Source organism: uncultured Nostoc sp. (assembly GCF_937863485.1).
Taxonomy (GTDB): Bacteria; Cyanobacteriota; Cyanobacteriia; order Cyanobacteriales; family Nostocaceae; genus Nostoc.
In genome coordinates, this window is record NZ_CALMFY010000192.1 from 1 (window position 1) to 3,302 (window position 3,302).

At 44.9% G+C, this 3,302-nt stretch carries 3 protein-coding genes; all 3 read right to left on the minus strand.

Translation table 11 applies throughout. The features are described 5' to 3' along the window. Positions 1-273: 273 nt before the first annotated feature. The 3 genes from treZ to Q0541_RS26235 all read right to left on the minus strand — a co-directional run bounded on the left by treZ (position 274) and on the right by Q0541_RS26235 (position 3,052). On the minus strand, positions 274-2,121 hold the full coding sequence (gene treZ, locus Q0541_RS26225; protein WP_298917819.1) for a malto-oligosyltrehalose trehalohydrolase: 1,848 nt from the start codon (positions 2,119-2,121) through the stop codon (positions 274-276). Between the two features lie 14 nt (positions 2,122-2,135). After that, a complete protein-coding gene (locus tag Q0541_RS26230) occupies positions 2,136-2,348 on the minus strand; it encodes a hypothetical protein (RefSeq protein WP_298917822.1) in 213 nt (70 codons plus the stop codon). A gap of 299 nt (positions 2,349-2,647) precedes the next feature. Then, entirely contained in the window at positions 2,648-3,052 is a 405-nt protein-coding gene (locus Q0541_RS26235) for a thiol-disulfide oxidoreductase DCC family protein (protein WP_298917825.1), read from the minus strand. Positions 3,053-3,302 lie beyond the last annotated feature (250 nt).

The following is a 3,302-nucleotide window of genomic DNA, read 5'->3' on the forward strand; positions in this document are numbered from 1 at the left end:
CGCCAAAGCTGTGCTTTGTCTCCCCTCCCCGCTTGCGGGGAGGGGTTGGGGGTGGGGTTCTTTTTTTATGGGTAATTTAGCGGACATGATATTACTTGCAGGAATTTGAACCTTTTAGCTCGAACGTTGAACCTTTTAGCTCGAACGTTGAACCTTTTAGCTCGAACGTTGAGCCTTTTAGCTTGAACGTTGAGCCTTTTTGCTCGAACGTTAAGCCTTTTTGCTCGAACGTTGAGGTTATGAGGCTGAAACTTTAAGTTCTAACTCTCCCCCTCATCCTTTTTCATAGAGTACTAAACTAGTGGGTTGCAATTTTACTTCTTGGCCCACAGACAGATGTTCAGCGGCTTCAGAACCATGCCCAGACCATGAGGTATCTGCTGAGTCTAATAGCTTATGAGCATTATGCTCAATTGGCAAACTCACTGTCATTGCCGACGAATTGAAATTCATCACAAATATTAGTTCAGTTGATTCGCACCAACGACGCACAATCACCAACTCCTTCTCTTTATCGCTAGTCGCTTGGATGAAATTGCGGTCTTGATTCAAAAGGGCTGGATGCGTCTTGCGTAAATTAATTAACTGGCGATACCAATCCCACAGAACTTTGTGCTTACCTTCATTGCGTAATTGCCAATTGAGTTTAGACTTTAGGAAAGTTTCTGCCGATTCCGGATCTGGGGGATCATCTGCGTAGTGAAATGCTTCAAATTCTTGTTTGCGTCCGGCTCGAACTAATTGAATTAAATCAGTATCAGAGTGACTGACAAAGTAAATGAAGGGTGCTGTTTCTCCGTATTCCTCTCCCATGAACAACAGGGGTAAGTTGGGCGACAGCAGCACAGCGCCGGCGGCTAACTTTAATCCTTCAAAAGAGATCCGCTGCGTAAGGCGTTCCCCTTTCATTTGATTGCCGATTTGATCGTGATTCTGAATGCAGATTGTAAACTGTGATAAAGGGCGATCGCGGCAAGATACGCCATGAAATCGTTTACGGTGTGGTGCGTATTTCCAATCGTAGATAAAAGTATCTTCATAAGCTTTCGCCAACTGAGCAGTTTGCCCAAAATCTTGATAATATCCTTGGCGATCGCCTGTTAAAAGTGCGTGTAATGCATGGTGGAAATCATCACTCCACTGGGCATCAAGTCCATATCCGCCCAATTCTGCCGGACGAATTAATTGCGGATTATTCATATCACTTTCGGCAATTAAATGGCGTTTCCATTTTTGCCCTTGTTGTGAAAAATGATGAACTGCTTCCCCCAGTTCCCACAAAAAGTGCTTTGCCCCCAAGTCGTAAATTGCTTGAACGGCATCCAGCCGCAATGCATCAATGTGAAATTCACCTAACCAGTAAAGCGCATTCTCGATAAAATAGTTTCGCACACCCTGACTATAGGCATCGTCAAAATTCAGTGCATCGCCCCACGGCGTTTTATAGGTTTTAGTAAAGTAGGGCGCGAACTGCGCCATATAATTACCTTCTGGGCCAAAGTGGTTATACACCACATCCAGCACTACGGCGATATCGTGTTGGTGGCAAGCATTTACCAGTTGCTTCAGGTCAGCTGGGCTACCGTAGGAATTTTGGACAGCATAAGGGTAAACCCCATCATAGCCCCAGTTGCGATATGCAAGAGTTGCTTCAACATGGGTGTCTCCCGGAAACTGGGAGATGGGCATGATTTCAATGGCGTTAATTCCCAGTTCCCTCAGTTCCGGTAAGCGGGAAATGATCGCGGTGAAAGTTCCTTCAGGCGTGAATGTCCCAACGTGAAGTTCATAGAAAATCAGCGACTCCACAGGAATGCCAGTCCACCCTTCATCAGTCCACTCAAAGTGTTGATCGACAATTTGAGACGGCCCATGTACCCCTTCAGGTTGATACTGCGACGCCGGATCAGCAAAGGTATCTTGACCATTCAAAACATACTGATAAAGCGTGCCTGGATAGACATCGTTCACTTTTATCTGCCAGTATCCCTCAGACTGAGGCTTGAGGGGAATTAACTGCGGTTCTGGCGTCAAAATTTTTACAGTGACGCTATCTAATAGTGGAGACCAAACTGTAAACTCACACTCTCCGTTACCCAAGTAGTTAGCACCAATTCTCACGCAGTATCCTCCCATCAGTTCAGTTTGTTGTGTCGAATTGTGACGCGATGGCGTACCCGCCCTTTCCGTAGGCGATAAGCGAATCTTAAGCCTTCTCCTTTGGAGACGCTAGCGCGAACGGCGATCGCAAATGTCATTGATTGTACAATGTTTCCAAACACGCCAGATAGCATAATGGTTGGTCTTACAGACTTTTTACTAGCACCTGGAGGCGGATTTTTTACCAAAAAAATTCTGTCTAATGACCAAAGAGGCAAGGGAACAGGGGGCAGGCGGCAGGGGGAGAAAGATGCTGGAATTCCCTACCAGTCAAGGGTTACGAGCTAATAAATGTATTTATGCTTAAGGGAAAAATATTTATTTTGAGCGGAAAGTGCGACGATAAATAATGCGTATTTGTCTCAGAGCCAATACATTTATTTATGGGGTTTCCCTCATCTGCCTGCTCTCGTTCGGCTGACGCTCACGGCGAAGCCAGCAAGAACTGCTTCCTGCCTCAGACTGGCAATACCCTCACCTGTACTACCTACGGCTTGCAGCTACCATCAACACAGTATGACGATTCATAAGTATTAGAACGCTTACCGAAGAGTGCATAGCGGTTATCGCGGATTTGTTCGTAAAAGCGATCGCCTGCCCACTTCATCCCCGGTAAGGCTCGATAAGCGTCTACAAATATACTTCCTACTGGCAATAACCGCCCAATTTCTTCCGCAGCGTTACTACCTTGCCAACGTCTTTCAGGTTCGTTGGCATCAATTAAAATCATCCCCTGTTCACAGTCTTGGGCTGTAATTCCCCATCGTAAAAGTGTCTGCTCATCTTGCATAGGAGCGTAGCGAAACAGCTTTCCTTGGTCTAAGGATTCTAATGATCGCACTAGACTAACGCAGAGATTACAATTTCCGTCGTAGATTACGTAGTAATTCATAAAAATAACGGCTCTTTGACAATTGACTTGTCAGATGTGTTTAAATACAACTTTGGTATTCTAGCTTAGAAAAACGTGGCGATCGCTTTTGCATCACCGAAGCAGTGCTAAGTTATCCGATTCACCTCAGCCAAAACAAAATTTCTTTTGTTAAATATGCATAATATCGTCGAGTTTAAGTTGTAAATTTGGCAAGATATAGCAATCCTAAATGAGTTGTGAAAAATCACAGTTGTTGATAAAGTGAATA

Bases quoted from the DNA above. Each gene is read 5' to 3' on its own strand.
- Q0541_RS26235 (WP_298917825.1), bottom strand. From the start codon at position 3,052: ATGAATTACTACGTAATCTACGACGGAAATTGTAATCTCTGCGTTAGT.